Annotated in this window: 20 protein-coding genes; 2 read left to right on the top strand and 18 right to left on the bottom strand. The window is 68.4% G+C overall.

The window, feature by feature from the left end; all coding sequences use genetic code 11:
* Positions 1-3: 3 nt before the first annotated feature.
* The 12 genes from ACOI2T_RS31145 to ACOI2T_RS31200 all read right to left on the bottom strand — a co-directional run bounded on the left by ACOI2T_RS31145 (position 4) and on the right by ACOI2T_RS31200 (position 9,248).
* Complete coding sequence (locus ACOI2T_RS31145) at positions 4-597, bottom strand: TetR/AcrR family transcriptional regulator (RefSeq protein WP_085147590.1); 594 nt, start codon at positions 595-597, stop codon at positions 4-6.
* Entirely contained in the window at positions 584-1,438 is an 855-nt protein-coding gene (locus tag ACOI2T_RS31150) for an oxygenase MpaB family protein (RefSeq protein WP_067849139.1), read from the bottom strand. Before ACOI2T_RS31150 ends, ACOI2T_RS31145 begins: the two co-directional genes overlap by 14 nt.
* A 52-nt stretch (positions 1,439-1,490) precedes the next feature.
* Entirely contained in the window at positions 1,491-2,249 is a 759-nt protein-coding gene (locus ACOI2T_RS31155) for an APH(3'') family aminoglycoside O-phosphotransferase (protein WP_409502331.1), read from the bottom strand.
* A gap of 2 nt (positions 2,250-2,251) precedes the next feature.
* Positions 2,252-2,479, bottom strand: a complete 228-nt coding sequence (locus ACOI2T_RS31160) for a hypothetical protein (RefSeq protein ID WP_067849144.1) — start codon at positions 2,477-2,479, stop codon at positions 2,252-2,254.
* Positions 2,476-2,976: a transport-regulating membrane protein Mce1N gene (locus ACOI2T_RS31165; protein WP_409502332.1), complete on the bottom strand. Its 501-nt coding sequence runs from the start codon at positions 2,974-2,976 to the stop codon at positions 2,476-2,478. The genes ACOI2T_RS31160 and ACOI2T_RS31165 overlap by 4 nt, the downstream gene beginning before the upstream one ends.
* A complete protein-coding gene (locus tag ACOI2T_RS31170; RefSeq protein WP_409502333.1) occupies positions 2,966-3,364 on the bottom strand; it encodes a hypothetical protein in 399 nt (132 codons plus the stop codon). The genes ACOI2T_RS31165 and ACOI2T_RS31170 overlap by 11 nt, the downstream gene beginning before the upstream one ends.
* A gap of 20 nt (positions 3,365-3,384) precedes the next feature.
* Positions 3,385-3,828, bottom strand: coding sequence for a hypothetical protein (locus ACOI2T_RS31175; protein WP_067849153.1), 444 nt, complete (start codon positions 3,826-3,828; stop codon positions 3,385-3,387).
* Positions 3,825-4,757: a porphobilinogen synthase gene (hemB, locus tag ACOI2T_RS31180; RefSeq protein WP_409502380.1), complete on the bottom strand. Its 933-nt coding sequence runs from the start codon at positions 4,755-4,757 to the stop codon at positions 3,825-3,827. Before hemB ends, ACOI2T_RS31175 begins: the two co-directional genes overlap by 4 nt.
* A 72-nt stretch (positions 4,758-4,829) precedes the next feature.
* Entirely contained in the window at positions 4,830-6,575 is a 1,746-nt protein-coding gene (locus ACOI2T_RS31185; RefSeq protein WP_409502334.1) for a bifunctional uroporphyrinogen-III C-methyltransferase/uroporphyrinogen-III synthase, read from the bottom strand.
* A complete protein-coding gene (hemC, locus tag ACOI2T_RS31190; RefSeq protein ID WP_409502335.1) occupies positions 6,572-7,537 on the bottom strand; it encodes a hydroxymethylbilane synthase in 966 nt (321 codons plus the stop codon). The genes ACOI2T_RS31185 and hemC overlap by 4 nt, the downstream gene beginning before the upstream one ends.
* Positions 7,538-7,540: 3 nt before the next feature.
* Entirely contained in the window at positions 7,541-8,896 is a 1,356-nt protein-coding gene (locus ACOI2T_RS31195; RefSeq protein ID WP_085147603.1) for a glutamyl-tRNA reductase, read from the bottom strand.
* A 58-nt stretch (positions 8,897-8,954) separates the two neighbouring features.
* Positions 8,955-9,248 carry a glutaredoxin family protein gene (locus tag ACOI2T_RS31200; RefSeq protein WP_409502336.1) on the bottom strand — a complete coding sequence of 98 codons (294 nt, stop codon included), beginning with the start codon at positions 9,246-9,248 and terminating at the stop codon, positions 8,955-8,957.
* 38 nt (positions 9,249-9,286) lie between these two features.
* On the opposite strand from ACOI2T_RS31200, the gene ACOI2T_RS31205 reads away from it, so the two are divergent.
* The gene (locus tag ACOI2T_RS31205; RefSeq protein WP_067849165.1) at positions 9,287-10,189 is read left to right on the top strand and encodes an HAD family hydrolase; all 903 of its coding nucleotides are present in this window, start codon (positions 9,287-9,289) and stop codon (positions 10,187-10,189) included.
* A 151-nt stretch (positions 10,190-10,340) separates the two neighbouring features.
* A complete protein-coding gene (locus ACOI2T_RS31210) occupies positions 10,341-10,877 on the top strand; it encodes an FAS1-like dehydratase domain-containing protein (RefSeq protein WP_409502337.1) in 537 nt (178 codons plus the stop codon).
* A gap of 94 nt (positions 10,878-10,971) precedes the next feature.
* Here ACOI2T_RS31210 and ACOI2T_RS31215 read toward each other — a convergent pair whose 3' ends face one another.
* From ACOI2T_RS31215 to ACOI2T_RS31240, 6 genes are all read right to left on the bottom strand, one after another.
* The gene (locus ACOI2T_RS31215) at positions 10,972-12,039 is read right to left on the bottom strand and encodes a lysophospholipid acyltransferase family protein (RefSeq protein ID WP_067849171.1); all 1,068 of its coding nucleotides are present in this window, start codon (positions 12,037-12,039) and stop codon (positions 10,972-10,974) included.
* A gap of 36 nt (positions 12,040-12,075) precedes the next feature.
* Positions 12,076-13,197, bottom strand: coding sequence for an SDR family oxidoreductase (locus ACOI2T_RS31220; protein WP_085147607.1), 1,122 nt, complete (start codon positions 13,195-13,197; stop codon positions 12,076-12,078).
* Between the two features lie 29 nt (positions 13,198-13,226).
* On the bottom strand, positions 13,227-13,328 hold the full coding sequence (locus ACOI2T_RS31225) for a 30S ribosomal protein bS22 (RefSeq protein WP_003402602.1): 102 nt from the start codon (positions 13,326-13,328) through the stop codon (positions 13,227-13,229).
* A gap of 116 nt (positions 13,329-13,444) precedes the next feature.
* Complete coding sequence (locus ACOI2T_RS31230; protein ID WP_014876915.1) at positions 13,445-13,672, bottom strand: cell division/environmental response transcriptional regulator; 228 nt, start codon at positions 13,670-13,672, stop codon at positions 13,445-13,447.
* Positions 13,673-13,810: 138 nt separating this feature from the next.
* Entirely contained in the window at positions 13,811-14,671 is an 861-nt protein-coding gene (proC, locus tag ACOI2T_RS31235; protein ID WP_110883669.1) for a pyrroline-5-carboxylate reductase, read from the bottom strand.
* Between the two features lie 26 nt (positions 14,672-14,697).
* A complete protein-coding gene (locus ACOI2T_RS31240; RefSeq protein ID WP_409502338.1) occupies positions 14,698-15,513 on the bottom strand; it encodes a thioesterase family protein in 816 nt (271 codons plus the stop codon).
* Positions 15,514-15,532 lie beyond the last annotated feature (19 nt).

Here is a 15,532-nt window from a genome sequence, read left to right on the forward strand (position 1 = left end):
CCGTCAGGCGGGTACGGCGCGCAGCGACACCGGCAGGCTGGGCAGGAAGTGCCGGGTGGCGAATGCCCGGATGTCGTCGGCGGTGTCGAGTGGCTGGACGCTCGGGAGCAGCAGGACCATCGCCGCATAGCGCAGGATCGTGTCGGCGAGGTCGTTGACGGTCTGCTCACCGATCTTGTCGGCGAATCCGGGCGGGAAGATCACCCGCAGCGCGGCGGCCATGCGCTCGACCGCCGCGCCGTAGTGACGGTGCATCAGCTCCATCACCAGAGCCGGTTCGTCGCCGATCATCTGGTTGAGCACGCGGTGCCTGCGGAACCGCAGGATCGACAGCGTGAACGCTTCGACGTAGTAGTTCGACTGTGGCCCTGCGGCTTTCAGCTCGTTGGCGATATCGGCGAACAGCGCCACATTCTCGCGCTCGATCACCGCACCGACGAGTTCGTCGCGGTTGGCGAACCTGCGGTAGATCGTGGTGCGGCTGACCCCGGCGCGTCGCGCGACGTCATCGAGCGCGACCCGGCGAAAGCCGTGCCGTTCGAACTCGACGAGTGCGGCGTCGAGGATGGCCTCACTGGCGGTGTCAGCCCCTGGCATAGCCCTTTTGCGCGAATTTGTTGTAGCGCACGCTCATCGGCAGATGATCCCACACCCAGTTCACCGGGCGGGACCTCCAAAACGCAGCGAACCGTTGATAGTTGCGTTCCTGCCGCTCGGTCCACGGTAGTTCGAGCAGGTCGCGGGCGCGGGGCGGCAGGCCGCCGGTGGTCAGGAACGCCGCGACCGGGTTGAACACGAACGCGATGACCCGCCAGACCGCCGGATGCACCGCCTTCGGGCACGGGAAGCCCTTGGTCACGTAGCCGACGCCGTAGCGTGCGGACTTGTGCGGCACGGCCACCTCGTCCATCATCCGGTCCCAGTACTGCACGAACTCGGCGTAGGTGGCCGGCATCGGGCGGTCGCTGACGCCGTAGCGCCGGTACCACGTCTTGGACTCCAGGTAGATCTGTTCCTTCTCGGCGTCGGTCAGGCGCTTGACGAAGGTGTCGGCGAAGTAGAGCACCTGCTCGACGAATGTCGCGTGGGCCCAGAAGTAGGTCTCGGGATCCAGTGCGTGGTAGCGGCCGCCGTCGGGCATGTCGCCTTTGACGTGGTGGTGGAAATCGCGCACCTGAGTGCCCGCGTTGTCGTCGTCACTGCCGTACACCGTGCGGAAGATGGGCGGGATCGTGCGCTTGAGCCGCTCGGCGGTGTCGGAGAAGAACGTCGAGTGGTCGAGCACGCCCTGGCCCAACTCGGCGAGCATGTTCTGCAGCACCGCGGGGCGCGGCCCGATCAGGTACATGCGGTTGTCGCCGAAGTACTTCCACACCAAGGATTCGGGGCCCAACGGCAGGGCGTCGAGCTGCTGCGGCTGCTCAGCCAGTTCAGTCATGGACACAGTGTTACAGATTTTGCACTTTGTACCAACAGGAGTGTGACGACACTCACCCCCAGGTCAACGGGTCGAGGTCGAGGTAGTACGTGAGCCGGTCGTCGTCGATAGGCGCTGGGTACTCCGCGGCCAGAAGCGCGGCCGCTTCGGCACCGAACCCGGGGAACGTGTCAGCGGTGTTCGCCAGCAGCAACGCCAGATCGGCATGCCGGTCGGCGCGGCCGAGGCGGCCGAGGTCGATGAAGCCGGTCACCGCCGCGTCGTCCACGAGGATGTTGGGCAGGCACAGGTCCCCGTGGCAGACGACCAGATCGTGCGCCTCCTGCGTGCGCCGCACGGCGGCGTCGCGCTCGACCCGCGCAAGCAGCTCTGTCGCGGGAACGGCCTGGTCCTCGTCGGGCAGAAAGTCGGGGTTCACCGCGTCGGCGGCCACGACCCGGCGCGCCCGCGCCAGCATCGAGTCGAGCCCGCGACGGTACGGGCAGGCGTGGGCCGGAACGACGTGCAACGCGCGTACCGCGGCGACGATCGACGGCCACGCGGCGCGCAGCCCCGCTTCGGTCAGCCGATCCGCGGGCACCCCAGCCACCGCGGTGGTGACGAGGTAGGCGCCACCGCCGTCGGTGACACCCCAGTCGATCACGGCCGGTGCGGGAATCCCGTGCACGTTCGCCCAGGAGACCCGGTCCCGCTCGGCGGCGAGGTCAGCGACCTCGGCCGCGGCGACCATCTTGGCGTAACGCGTGCCGTCTGGGCTGCGGAACACCCCGGCGCCGGACTCACCGTGGGTGACGGGCAGCCAGTCGAACATCCTCAGCGTCGCAGCCGGGCGATGCCCAGCACGGCCAGCACGCCGGCGGCGATCGCCAGCAACAGCGACAGCACCAGAAGCGGCGCGTAGTAGGTGACCGATGTGGTGGCCGGTTCGCCCGCCAGCACGGGCGCGACCTCGATCGTGGAGCCGGCCGCCAGCCAGCTCAGCACGCAGCCGACGGCCGCCAGGAGCGCGACCACGAGTTCGATGACGGCGCGACGCTTCACGGTGTCCGCTCCTCGACGAGCGCGCTGAGGGCTTCGCGCAGACGGCGGTGCTTGCGCGCCCAGGCCTGGGCCGAGCGGTCGCCGGTGAGCTTGAGGCCGATCCCGGTGCGGCCCCTCGGCACCCCGGTCAGTTCGCCGAGTGCGCGGAACGACTGCCACTTCAGCGCTTCCGACCCGGTGGCCTCGGGATAGATCCGCACGATCTCGTCGATCGAGATCCGTTCGGTGCCCTGCCGCAGCGTCTGAGCAGTGAGCTCGACCGAGGTGTGTATCCGGGCCGCCTTGATCTGGATCGCGATGAACCCCGATACGAGCACGAGGAACGCCAACGGGATCCACAGGTCGTGGCCGTATCCGCCGGTTCGCTGCAGGATCGCCATGCTGATGCCGGCGGCAGGCCCGGCCAGCAGCCACGCCCAGCTCGCACCCTGCTCGTAGAACAGCACCTCGGGCGCCTGCGCTTGCGCTCCGCTCTGTCCCTCGGCCTCAGTCAACATCTCTCCTCGGCTTCGGCAGCGCGTTCAGGATCGTCCCGATGATCAGCAGGATCACCCCGAACAGGGTGAGGATGTGCACCACGCCGAACCGTGCCGTCAACGCCACGATCACCACGATCGCGAGCGACAACGCGATCGCGGCCCGGCGGAAGCGGGGATCGCCGCTGCGGCTGCGCCCGGCCAGGAATGCCATCCCGATGCCGGCGAGCGCGGTCAGCACACCGGTGCCGCGGAACACGAGCGTGTCGAGACCGGGCAACGAAACCGACGCCGCGATCATCCCGCCGACCATCAACAACACCGCGGCGACCAGCCAGAAGCAGAACCCGACGGTCGTGACGAGCGAGCGCTGTGGCGGCGGCGGTGAAGACGGCGTTGAGGTCGGCATTGTCGGCAAAGCCTAGCGAATCAGCGCGTGAAGTATCCGTTCGCGTCCTTACGGTGCAGCAGATAGATCCCACCGACGATCAGCACCGACCCGACGATCGCCGTGACGGCATACGCGACCGCGACGGCGGCCGGCCGGTCCCCGGACAGCAGGCTGCTGACGGCATGTACGACCGACACCGCACCGCCGCTGGTCAACAAGGTCCGCGCCCACCGATAGCCCTGCCGCAGCAGCACCAGGAACGCCCCCACGATCGAGGCCAGGACCACCATGAACATCACCGAGAATACGATCAGGAGCAGCCGCTGATCTCCGCGCGCCCCGGTGACGACGTCGAGCAGATAGCCGATCACCAGCAGCGGCAGCGCGACGGCCCACAACCAGAAACCGGTGTCGACGTCTTCAGGGCGGGGGCCCGGACGCTCGCCGGGCTCCCTGCGTTGTTCGGTCACGGGTTCGGTCACGCGAGCCAGCCGGCGACCTCGGCGGCCCAGTACGTCAGCACGATGTCGGCCCCGGCCCGCCGGATACCGACCAGTGATTCGAGCGCGGCCGCCTGGAGGTCGATCCAGCCGTTGGCCGCGGCGGCACTGATCATTGAGTACTCGCCCGAGATCTGATAGGCCGCGACCGGAACCGGCGATATGTCGGCTGCGGCCCGGACCACGTCCAGATAGCTCATGGCGGGTTTGACCATCACGATGTCGGCCCCCTCGTCGAGATCGAGCTCGACCTCGTGGACCGCTTCGCGGATGTTGCCCGGATCCTGTTGGTAGGTGCGACGATCGCCGACGAGGCTCGACGACACGGCTTCCCGGAAGGGGCCGTAGAACGCGGAGGCGAACTTCGCGGCGTAGGCCAGGATGGCCACATCGGTGTGCCCGGCGGCATCGAGTCCGTCGCGGATGGCAGCCACCTGACCGTCCATCATCCCGCTCGGGCCGACCACGTGCGCGCCCGATTCCGCCTGCGCCACAGCGAGTTTCACGTACTGAAGATTGGTGGCGTCGTTGTCCACGCGGCCACGCGCGTCGACGATCCCGCAGTGCCCGTGATCGGTGAACTCGTCCAGGCACGTGTCGGCCATCAGCACCGTTGCGTCGCCGAGGTCTTTCGCGAGGTCGCGCAGCGCCACGTTGAGGATGCCGTCGGCGTCCACCCCGGCAGACCCGGTGGCGTCCTTGTCCTCGTCGCGTGGCACGCCGAACAGCATGAGGCCACCGACTCCGGAGTCGACCGCGTCAGCGGCGGCCCGCCGCAGCGAATCGCGAGTGTGCTGAACCACGCCCGGCATCGAGTTGATGGGCCGCGGTTCGTCGATACCGTCCGCCACGAACATCGGCAGAACCAAATGCCTTGGCTCCAACGAGGTTTGGGCCACCAGCCGGCGCATCGCCGGAGTGGACCGCAACCGGCGCGGACGGTGTCTCGGATAGGACACGGTAAAGCCTCCGCATCTTCGGCGTTAGCGTCGACGGCTCTTCTTACGCGGCGGCGGCAACGCACCCTCGGCACGCAGCCGGGCGGCATGCTCGGCGAGCGCCTCGACCAACGGTCCGACCGCGGCCGTTTCCGGCTGGACGTCGACCCGCAGCCCGAATTCGGCTGCCGTCTCAGCGGTTTTCGGGCCGATGCAGGCGACGATGGTACGAGCGTGTGGCTTGCCGGCGATGCCGACGAGGTTGCGCACCGTCGAGCTCGACGTGAAGCAGACCGCGTCGAACCCACCGGTCTTGATCATCTCGCGAGTGTGCGCCGGCGGCGGGGCCGCCCGCACGGTGCGGTACGCGGTGACATCCTCGATCTCCCACCCGCGCTCGCGTAGACCCTCGGCCAGCGTCTCGGTGGCGATGTCGGCACGCGGCAGCAGCACGCGGTTGACCGGATCGAAAACCTCGTCGTAGGGCGGGAATTCGTCCAGCAGACCGAGCGACGACTGCTCACCGGACGGCACCAGCTCGGGGTTGATCCCGAACGCGCGCACCTTGTCCGCGGTGGCCTGGCCGACGCAGGCGATCTTGACCCCGGAGAACGCACGTGCGTCCAGGCCGAACTCGTTGAACTTCTCCCACACCGCGCGAACGGCGTTGGTCGACGTGAACACCACCCACTGGAACCGGCCGTCGACCAGACCCTTGACCGCGCGCTCCATCTGCGCGGGGCTGCGCGGCGGCTCGACGGCGATGGTCGGCACCTCGATCGGCAGTGCGCCGTGGCCCACCAGTCGATCGCTCATCTCGCCGGCCTGGTCCTTGGTGCGCGGCACCAGGACGGTCCAGCCGTACAGCGCGCGGCTCTCCCACCAGTTGAGCTTGGCGCGGTTGGCCACGGTCTTGCCGATCGTGACGACCAGGGGCCCGGCCAGCGGTCCGGCGGGCTCGCTGCCGGCCAGGGTGGCCTTGTCGATCAGGCCGCTCAGCGTGGTCTCGACCGAACGCTGCTGGCACGTGGTGCCGTTGGCGGTCACCACCGCGGGGGTGCTTTCCACCAGACCGTGCTCGATGAGGGTGCGCGCGGCGTCCGGCAGGTGCGAGGCCGTCGCGTGCAGGATCAGCGGGCCCGGCGCGGCGGCCAGCGCCGCCCAGTCGACGTCACCGCGGACGTCGGCGACGGTGTGCGACGAACCCAGCGGCAGGCCGGCGTACGTCGGCACCGCCGTCGTGTCGGGCAAACCGGGCACGATCTCGAAGTTCAGGTGTGTCTTGGCCAGCGCGCCGATCTCGGTGATCACCGCGTCGACCGACAGCGGGTCACCGGCGACCAACCGCACGACGTCGTAACCGTGGCGGGCCTCGCCGGCCAGCGTCTTGGCCACCTCGGCAGGATCGCCGAGGGCGGGCCGCACCTCGGGTCCGCCCGGGATCACGGCCGGCTGCTCGGCCTCCGGCGTGGCGGCGTCGGCCCCGCCCGCGGGCTTGGCCGCGGGGGCTGGACCGGAAGCCGGGGGCAGATCGGTGCCGACGAGGGCCAGCACCGCTTCGGGGACGTCGGGATCGGTGAACACCAACTCGGCGTGCGCCAGCACAGCTTGCGCCCGCGCGGTCAGCAGTCCCGGGTCTCCCGGGCCTGAACCCACGAAGGTGATGCGACCGGGCTTCACCTTGCGGCCTCGCGCCCGGACCGGATGGTCGGCGCCGCCGTGCACTACGTTGTCGGCACCGCCGACGCGGGCTGCGTTGTCGGCACTACCGACGGTGTCCTGCCGGGTCATTTCTCACTCCCACGCTCTTCCAACAGCTCGCGTGCGCCCAGTTCGAAAAGCTCCGCGGCCACCGAGACACCAAGGTCAGCGGCCCGCTCCGGAGTTCCGATGCCGGACGCACGGATCACGTCGGATCCGTCCAGCGTCGCTGCGCAGCCGCGCAACGACAGCTCTTCGAAGACGTTGCCGTCCTCATCGATAGACTCGACCACTTCGGCGATCGCGCCCACCGGTGCGGAACAGCCCGCCTCCAGTTCGGCGAGCAGGACCCGTTCGGCGATGACCGCGGCACGCGTGTCGGCGTCATCCAGCTCCGACAGCACCGCGACCAACTCGGTGTCGCCGGAGCGGCATTCCACCGCGAGCGCACCTTGAGCCGGCGCTGGCAACATCTGCACCGGCTCGAGCGTCTCGGTGACAACGTTCAACCGTCCGATGCGGGCCAAACCCGCCCGGGCGACCACGATGCCGTCGAGATCACCGCTCGTAACCCTGTTCAACCTGGTATCTAGGTTGCCTCTTAGGGGGCGGATTTCCAAACCGAGACCCAGTGCTCTAAGCTGTGCCGCCCGTCGCGGGCTCGACGTGCCGATCACCGAACCCGCCGGCAACTCCCCCAGCACCAGGCCGTCGCGGGCGACCAGCGCGTCACGGGGGTCTTCACGGCGGGGTATCGCGGCGATGGTGAAGCGCTCATCGCGCGCGGTTGGCAAATCTTTGTAGGAGTGGACGGCCATATCGACGCGGCCGCCGTGGATCGCTTCCCGCAATGCCGCGGTGAACACTCCGACGCCGATGTCGGCGATCGGCCCCTGATTGCGGTCGCCCTCGGTGGTGATGATGACGAGTTCGCAGGGATGCCCCGCGGCCAGCAAGGCGTCTCTGATGGTCCCGGCCTGCGTGGTCGCCAGCAAGCTACCCCGGGTTCCGATCCGGATCGGAGTGTCGCGCGTCCTAGAGGAGTTTGCCAATCTCTACTCAGTCTTATCGAGATCTGTTGCCATGAAAGGCAATTCGCTGGCGGCCACAGCCTCGACGGCCTGCGGGTCGAGTTCGAAGAGCTCGCGCAGCGCCTCGGCGTAGCTATCCCCACCCGGGGCGCTTGCCAGCTGTTTCACCCGCACGGTCGGGGCGTGCAACAACTTGTCGACCACCCTGCGTACGGTCTTCGCGACCTCGTCGCGGTGGGCGGCGTCCAGCCCGGGGAGCCGGTTGTCGAGCCGCAGGAGCTCCGCCTCGACCACGTCGGCCGCGCGTTGCCGCAGCGCGGTCACGGTCGGGGTGACCTCGGCCATGCGTTGCCCGGCGAGGTAGTTGGCAACCTCGGTGGCAACGATGGTGCGGGCCGCGTCGGCGTCCGTGGCCGCGGCGCGTGCCGACGGTTCGCGCTGGATGCGGTCCATGTCGACCACCCAGACACCCGGCAAACCGGCCACCGCCGGGTCGACGTCGCGCGGCATGCCGAGGTCACAGATGACCAGTTGGTGCTCGGTGCCCGACGCGTTGCGTTGAGCCAGCGCATGGTGCACGTCGGCCAGCGACACGACGGGGCGCACCGCGCCGGTGCTGCTGACGATGACATCCGCGTCGGCCAGTGCCTGCGGCAGGTGTTCCAGCGCCACCGCGTCGGCCACGATGCCTTGTTCGGTCAGGTTTTCCGCGAGCCGCCGCGCGCGCGGCAGGGAGCGGTTGACCACGTGCACCCGCTCGACACCGGCCCGGACGAGGTGGGCCCCGGCGAGCGCGCCCATCGACCCGGCTCCGACCACGGCCGCGGTACGGCCGGCGAGCCCGCCGCTGAGTTTCGCCTCGGCCATGCCCAACGCCACGGAGACCACCGACGCGCCCGCGGCGTCGATACCGGTCTCGGAATGCACGCGCTTGCCGACGGAGAGCGCCCGCTGCGCCAGCTCGTGCAGGGTGCGGCCCACGGTGTGGTTGGCCTCGGCCGATGCATACGCCCGGCGAACCTGGCCCAGCACCTGCGCCTCGCCGATGACCGCCGAATCAAGACCGCTGGTCACCGCGAACAGATGCTCGACGGCAGCTTCCGCGTAGCGGACGTATGCGTATTTGGTGAGGTCGTTGAGCCCCATGCCGGAGTGCTCGGAGAGCACCTGCCCGATCACCGACAGACCGCCGTGGAACGCCTCGACAACCGCGTACACCTCGACGCGGTTGCATGTGGACAGCACCATGGCCTCGGTGACCAGTGACGATTGGAGCACCTGGTCGATGATCTTGGCCTGCTCGGCCTCGTCGGTGCTCAGCTGTTCGAGAACAGACACCGGCGCGCTGCGGTGCGAAACCCCGAATAGCAGCACACTCACGGCTTCATCACCACGTCAACCAAGGTAATCGTTTCCCTGCCCGGCCACCAAATTTCACCTAGTGATCTATGCCGTCGGCGAGGTCGCTGCGCAACTGCTGCTCATCGACCTCCCAGTAACTGTGTTGGGTTCCGTTCAGCAAAACGACGGGCAACAGGTCGCCGAACTCGGCCCGCAAGGCCGGGTCGCCCGCGGCGGCCTCGACGTCGACATCTGTGGTGACCAGCTCGAAGCCGAGCTCGTCGCGCAATGCGGCCAGTTGCTCCGCGGCTCGCGCGCACAGGCTGCACCCAGCCCTGGTCAGCAACGTCACGGTGTGCCGATCCGCCGGACCGGACTGCTGGGGCTCCACGCCGCCAGTATCCCGCCACCGTGACTTAGGGTGAATTCGTGTCCGAATCCGGTAGTGCCGATGCGCCCGCTCAGGAACTCGGCGGCGAGGCCAGCGCCGAAGCAGCGGTCACCGATCTGGCCGCCGACCTCGAAGCCGACGCGTCCGCCGGCCCCAGCGCGCCGCCGCCCGACCTGACCGCGGCTGCGTTCTTCGACGTCGACAACACGCTGGTGCACGGTTCGTCGCTCGTGCACTTCGCGCGCGGCCTGGCCGCCCGCAAGTACTTCACCTATTCCGACATCCTCGGCATCGTTTACGCACAGGCCAAGTTCCAGTTCACCGGCAAGGAGAACAGCGACGACGTGGCGGCGGGCCGCCGCAAGGCCCTGGCCTTCATCGAGGGCCGGTCGACCGCCGAACTCGTCGAGCTCGGCGAGGAGATCTACGACCAGATCATCGCCGACAAGATCTGGCCGGGCACCCGGGCGCTGGCGCAGATGCACCTCGACGCGGGCCAGCAGGTCTGGCTGGTCACCGCGACGCCCTACGAGCTGGCCGCCACGATCGCCAAGCGCCTGGGGCTGACGGGCGCGCTGGGCACCGTCGCGGAATCCGTCGACGGGGTGTTCACGGGCCGGCTGGTGGGCGACATCCTGCACGGCACCGGCAAGGCCCACGCGGTGCGCTCGCTGGCCATCCGCGAAGGGCTGAACCTCCGCCGCTGCACGGCCTACTCCGACAGCTTCAACGACGTGCCGATGCTGTCGCTCGTGGGTACCGCGGTGGCGATCAATCCGGACGCGGCGCTGCGCGATGTGGCGCGCGAGCGGGGCTGGGAGATCCGCGATTTCCGCACCGCGCGCAAGGCCGCGCGGATCGGGGTCCCGTCGGCGTTGGCGCTCGGTGCCCTCGGCGGTGCGCTGGCCGCGGTGGCCTCGCGTCGCCACGACATTCGCTGAGCAATCCGGACGCGCTGATAGGCTTCCGCGGCGGGCCGCGAAATGTCGGCACCGGGCGGGCCGCGAAATGTCGGCACCGGGCGGGCCGCACGCACGTGCCCGGCAGCAAGGGACGGTTCATGCGGAGAGCACAGGGAGCAGTACAGGGCACATGAGTATCGCCGCAGACATCATCGGGACTCACTACCGCTACCCCGACTACTTCGAGGTCGGCCGCGAGAAGGTCCGCGAATTCGCCCGCGCGGTCAAGGACGACCACCCCGCCCACTACAGCGACGAGGCCGCCGCGGAGTACGGGCACGACAGCGTGGTGGCGCCGCTGACGTTCCTGGCCGTTGCCGGCCGCCGGGTCCAGCTCGAGCTCTTCGACAAGTTCAACGTCCCGATCAACCTCGAACGGGTGCTGCATCGCGACCAGAAGCTGATCTTCCACCGGCCGATCGTCGTGGGCGACAAGCTGTGGTTCGACTCCTACCTGGATTCGGTGATCGAGTCGCACGGCACCGTGATCTGTGAGATCCGCGCCGAGGTCACCGATGACGACGGCAACCCGATCGCGACCAGCATCGTCACGATGCTCGGCGAGGCGGCCCACCCCGACGAGGCCGACGAGATCAGCTCGCAGATCGCCGCGGCGCGCGACGCCGCGATCGCGCGGATGATTGCTGGGCAAAAGTCCGGGAGCTGACCCGCCGCTGCGCGAGCAGTCGCTTGGGTACCGCAGAACTGGTGTTTTCGGGTACCTGCGCGTCTGCTCGCCGAAGAAAGGTGCGGCTAAAACCTCAGCCGAAGAACATGTTCCGGCGGCCCGCCAACAACTGATAGAGCGTGTGCTGGATCGTCTCGCGCACCTGGTCGGTGAGCTCGAACGTGACCATCGGATCGTCGGCCGCGCCCTCTTCGTAGCCCGTGGTGTCGATCGGCTCACCGAACCGGATGTGCCATTTCGACGGCAGCGGGATCATGCCGGCCGGGCCGGCCAGCGGGAAGAGCGGCGTCACCGGGAAGTACGGCAGGCCGAGTAGCCGGGCCAGCAGCTTCACGTCGGCGATCATCGGGTAGATCTCCTCCGAGCCGACGATCGAGCACGGCACGATCGGGGCCTTGGCCCGCAGCGCTGCCGAAACGAACCCGCCGCGGCCGAATCGCTGCAGCTTGTAGCGGTCCTTGAAGTGCTTGCCGAGGCCCTTGAAACCCTCCGGGAAGACCGCGGTGAGCTCACCGTTGGCCAGCAGCCGGTGCGCGTCGGTCGTGCATGCCATGGTGTGGCCGGCTTTGCGGGCGGCCTGGCCGACCATCGGCAGGTCGAACACCAGATCGGCGGCCAGCAGCCGGAGATGGCGGTGCGAGGGATGGTGGTCGTGCACGGCGACCTGAGCCATGAGTCCGTCGAACGGCAATACGCCGGCGTGGTTGGCCACCACGAGTGCCGCACCCGTGTCGGGGAGGTTCTCGATGCCGGAGACCTCGACCCGGAACCAGTTCTGGAAGAACACTCTCAGCAAAGGAAGAAAGATAGCGTTGGTGAGGTGCTCGTCGAACCCGAACTCATCGACGGTGTAGTCGCCCGCCATGCGTTTGCGCGCGAATTCCGATACGGCCGCAATGGCTTTGGCAAGCTCGGTCGGGCTGTCCTCGACGGGCGGCGCACCCGATGCGGCGCTGCGCCGCTGATCGATCTCACGCACCACCGCGGCGATCTGCTCGGCCGAGGCCCTCGTCCCCGGATCCGCGAGCAGCGAAGGATGTCGACGCGCACTCTCGGTGCGCTGGGCAGCGCGGCGGGTGGCCGATGCACGGCTTGAATTCCCGTGTAGCGGAATGACTTTCGCCTTAGGTTCGCCCGCCACGTCGATACCTTCTCCCCACCCCGGATCGAGTCAGTACTAGTGTCCCCAACGCTGCGCCATCCCCACGGCGCGACTCTCCATTGAGCGTACCCATCGTGGGTCGATGATCGGAGTCAATCCACGACCACGTACATAATCGTCGAAAGCCTCCGCAGTCGTCCACTTCGGATGGTATCCCAGATCGTTGAGCATCCGCGTGGTGTCCATGACCCGGCCGTAGCTCAGGTAGTTCAACTGCTCGCGATCGAGTTCGGTGTAGCGAGTCGCCCGGCTCAGCGAATCGACGACGGACAGCGCCGAACGCGGCACCGGAAGCCGGATCCGGCCCGAGCGGCGGATCGCCTGACTCATCATGATGATGCCGGCGGCCCCGATGTTGAAGGTGCCCGCCTTGCCCGCCACGGTGGCGCGCTCGAGCGCGCCGAGCGCGTCCTGTTCGTGCAGCAGTTGCAGCCGGGCATCGTGGCCGACGACCGAGGGCACGACCGGCCCCGCCAGATAGCGCGACAGCGCGGTGTCCATCGCCGGGCCGATCATGTTCGCCAGCCGCAGAATGGTCACCGCGATGTCGGGACGGCGCCGGGCCAGCCCGCGCGCATACCCCTCGATGTCCATGCTGTCGCGGGCGAAACCCTCGCCCGGTGGCCGCCGCGCGCTGCTCTCCTCGGTGAACATCACCGGGTCACGCGAGCTCGAGCCGTAGACCTCCGAGGTCGACTTGAGGATCACCCGGCGAACCGACGGCGTCTTCTGGCAGGCCGCGAACAGCTGGATCGCGCCCATCACGTTGAGTTCCTTCAACGTGGCCCGCCCGCCGGACCGCGGCGCGTAGGAGGCCGCCGCGGCATGCACCACGGTGTCGACGTCGCCGTTCCGGATCACCTTGGCGATGAACGGATTGCGGATGTCGGCCCGGACGAACTCGGCCCGCCCCATGCGGCGCAGCAGATCCTTGCTCGGTGCGATCGCATCCACGGCGATGACATGGTTGATCAGCGGGTTCTGTGCCAGTCTCGCGGTCAGATAACCGCCGAGAAACCGGCACGCACCCGTGACCAGAACCACTTTCGGGTAGGGCGCCGCATCCGCGGATTCCGTACCTCCGGCATTGCCGGGGACTCCCGTCGGGCGTCCCCCAGAACGTCCATCAGAATCCATCGGCTCAGCCTAGCGGCCGCGGCTGTCGGCTACTTGCCGAGTTTTCTGCGCTGCACCCGGGTGCGTCGAAGCAGCTTGCGGTGCTTCTTCTTCGACATGCGCTTACGCCGCTTCTTGATGACTGAACCCATAAACCCCGGTGACTCCGCTACCTAGACAGCTAGTTGATTGACCTGGTTACTTTACCCGGGCCTGCCTGGGAAACGGAAAACGCCTGCCTACACCGACGCCCGGTGCCACCGTGCGCCTAGCCCGCGTCGAAGTACGAGGTCTCCAGCAGGTCATGGACAGCCTTGGCGTGCACCCGGAACGATCGGCCCACCCGGACCGCAGGCAACTCGCCGTTGTGCACCAACCGGTACACCGTCATTTTCGAGACCCTCATCAAGCTCGCCACCTCGGCGACCGTCAGAAATTGAGCTCGGGGCTGGCCGTCGCCAGCATCCCGCGCCGATGGCCCGTTCATAGACGTCATCGCAACCCAATCAATCAGGCACGGGCAGTTCCAGCGGCTTCCCCACCGCTGGCACCAACCCGCGCATACAAGGGGAGAATAGCGTGGCAGGTGGGGTTACTGCGACGGGTGTGGGCTAATCCATCGGAATTTCTCTAACTACTCTGATGTAATTCCGAGCTGCTCAGAGCGCGTTTTCGCAGCTTCCACGGCATTCGCGACCGCGGCGCGCAAGCCGCCCCGCTCCAGTTCGCGCAGCCCAGCGGCGGTCGTTCCGGCCGGCGACGTGACGGTGGCGCGCAGCTGCGCCGCGGTGGTGTCCATCGCGGCGCCCCCGGCCTCGTCGACCTCGTCGAGACGTTCGAGCAACATCGCGGCCGAACCGGCCATCGTCTGCACCACCAGATCGGTCGCCACCGCGCGCGACAGGCCGGACGCGACGGCCGCGTCCACCAAGGCCTCCACCATCAGGAAGAAGTAGGCCGGGCCCGAACCGGACACCGCGGTCACCGCGTCGAGTTGCGATTCGGCGACCGTGATGACCCCGCCGACCGCGTCGAAGATCGCCGAAACCTCCTTGAGTTGCTCGGCGGTGGCGAACCGGCCCGGCGCGAGCGCGCTGACACCGCCGCCCACGACGACCGGCGCGTTGGGCATGACCCGGATCACCGGCGCACCGGCGGGCAGCTTCGACTCGTAGAACGACGTGCTCACCCCGGCCGCGATCGTGACGAACACCTGCTCGGCGGAATCGGTCTCGGCGCGCGCGGCGGCCTCGGTGACCTCCTCGACGATGCTCGCGACGTCAGCAGGCTTGACGGCGACGATGACGTAGTCGGCGTTCTCGGCCGCATCGACGACCGAGGTGACCCGAACCGAATACTTGTCGGCGAGGTACTTCGCGCGCTCGGGGAACTTCTCCGAGACCACCATGTCCTTGACCTGCCTGCCGGCCCGTAACAGCCCGGACAGCAACGCTTCACCCATGCTGCCGCCGCCGATGATCGCGATTCTCGACATGGCGCACAGCATTACACGACGCGGCGCTAGGAGCCGGGGGCGGGCACCATCGCGAGTTGCCGGGTCTGCACGATGATGCGGCCCTCGCAGTCGACCACGATGTGGTCCTCGTCGAACCAGTCCTGACCGATCTGCACCGAGGTGCACATGACGCGCAGCCACCCGTCGGCCGGCAGCGCCCGCATAAACGCCGTCAGCTGGACAGTGGGCGCCCAACCGGTGCGCTCGACGGCGAATGTCACCGGAGCCGACACGTCGCCGCACAGGAGGGCGAACAGGACGTCGGGAGCGACGCCCTTCGGACGCACCCAGTACTCGAAGACCGGCGGACCGCCGTCGGTGCGGGGCCCGAGCGTGTGCAGGGCCGGCCGGATGTCACAGCCGTGCGCGAGGTGCACGATGTGCTCCATCGGATGGCCCGGGCCGATCGGTTCCAGGCCGGGCGGCGGCTCCGGTGTCATCAGCGGCACGACCGGGTTGAACGACAACAGCGGCGGCACATGGTGTTCGGGCTCGCCGAGCGTCACCGAAGCCGAAACGGCCGTGCGGTCACCCTGGTTGAGCTCGACGTCGACGACGCTGATGCGGCGGCCGCGTTTGCGTATGGTCGTGACGACCCGCATCGGGCCCGGATCGGGCGCCCACAGGAAATTGCCCGATACCGCGATGGGCTGAGCTCCTCCCCCGGCCTCGGTCCTGGCCGCGTTCGCGCACAGCGCCAGCATGGCCCCGCCGTGCACCTTGGGGCCGATCGTCCAGTGCTCGTTGAGATGGCCGTCATAGACGCCGTCGCCGGCCGCAGTGAGCGCCATGGCATCGGTGAACAGGGTGGATTCGGGCATGCGGGTATGTCCTCCGGTC

This window comes from Mycolicibacterium wolinskyi str. Jessa 2025 (assembly GCF_049241375.1).
Taxonomy (GTDB): domain Bacteria; phylum Actinomycetota; class Actinomycetes; order Mycobacteriales; family Mycobacteriaceae; genus Mycobacterium; species Mycobacterium wolinskyi.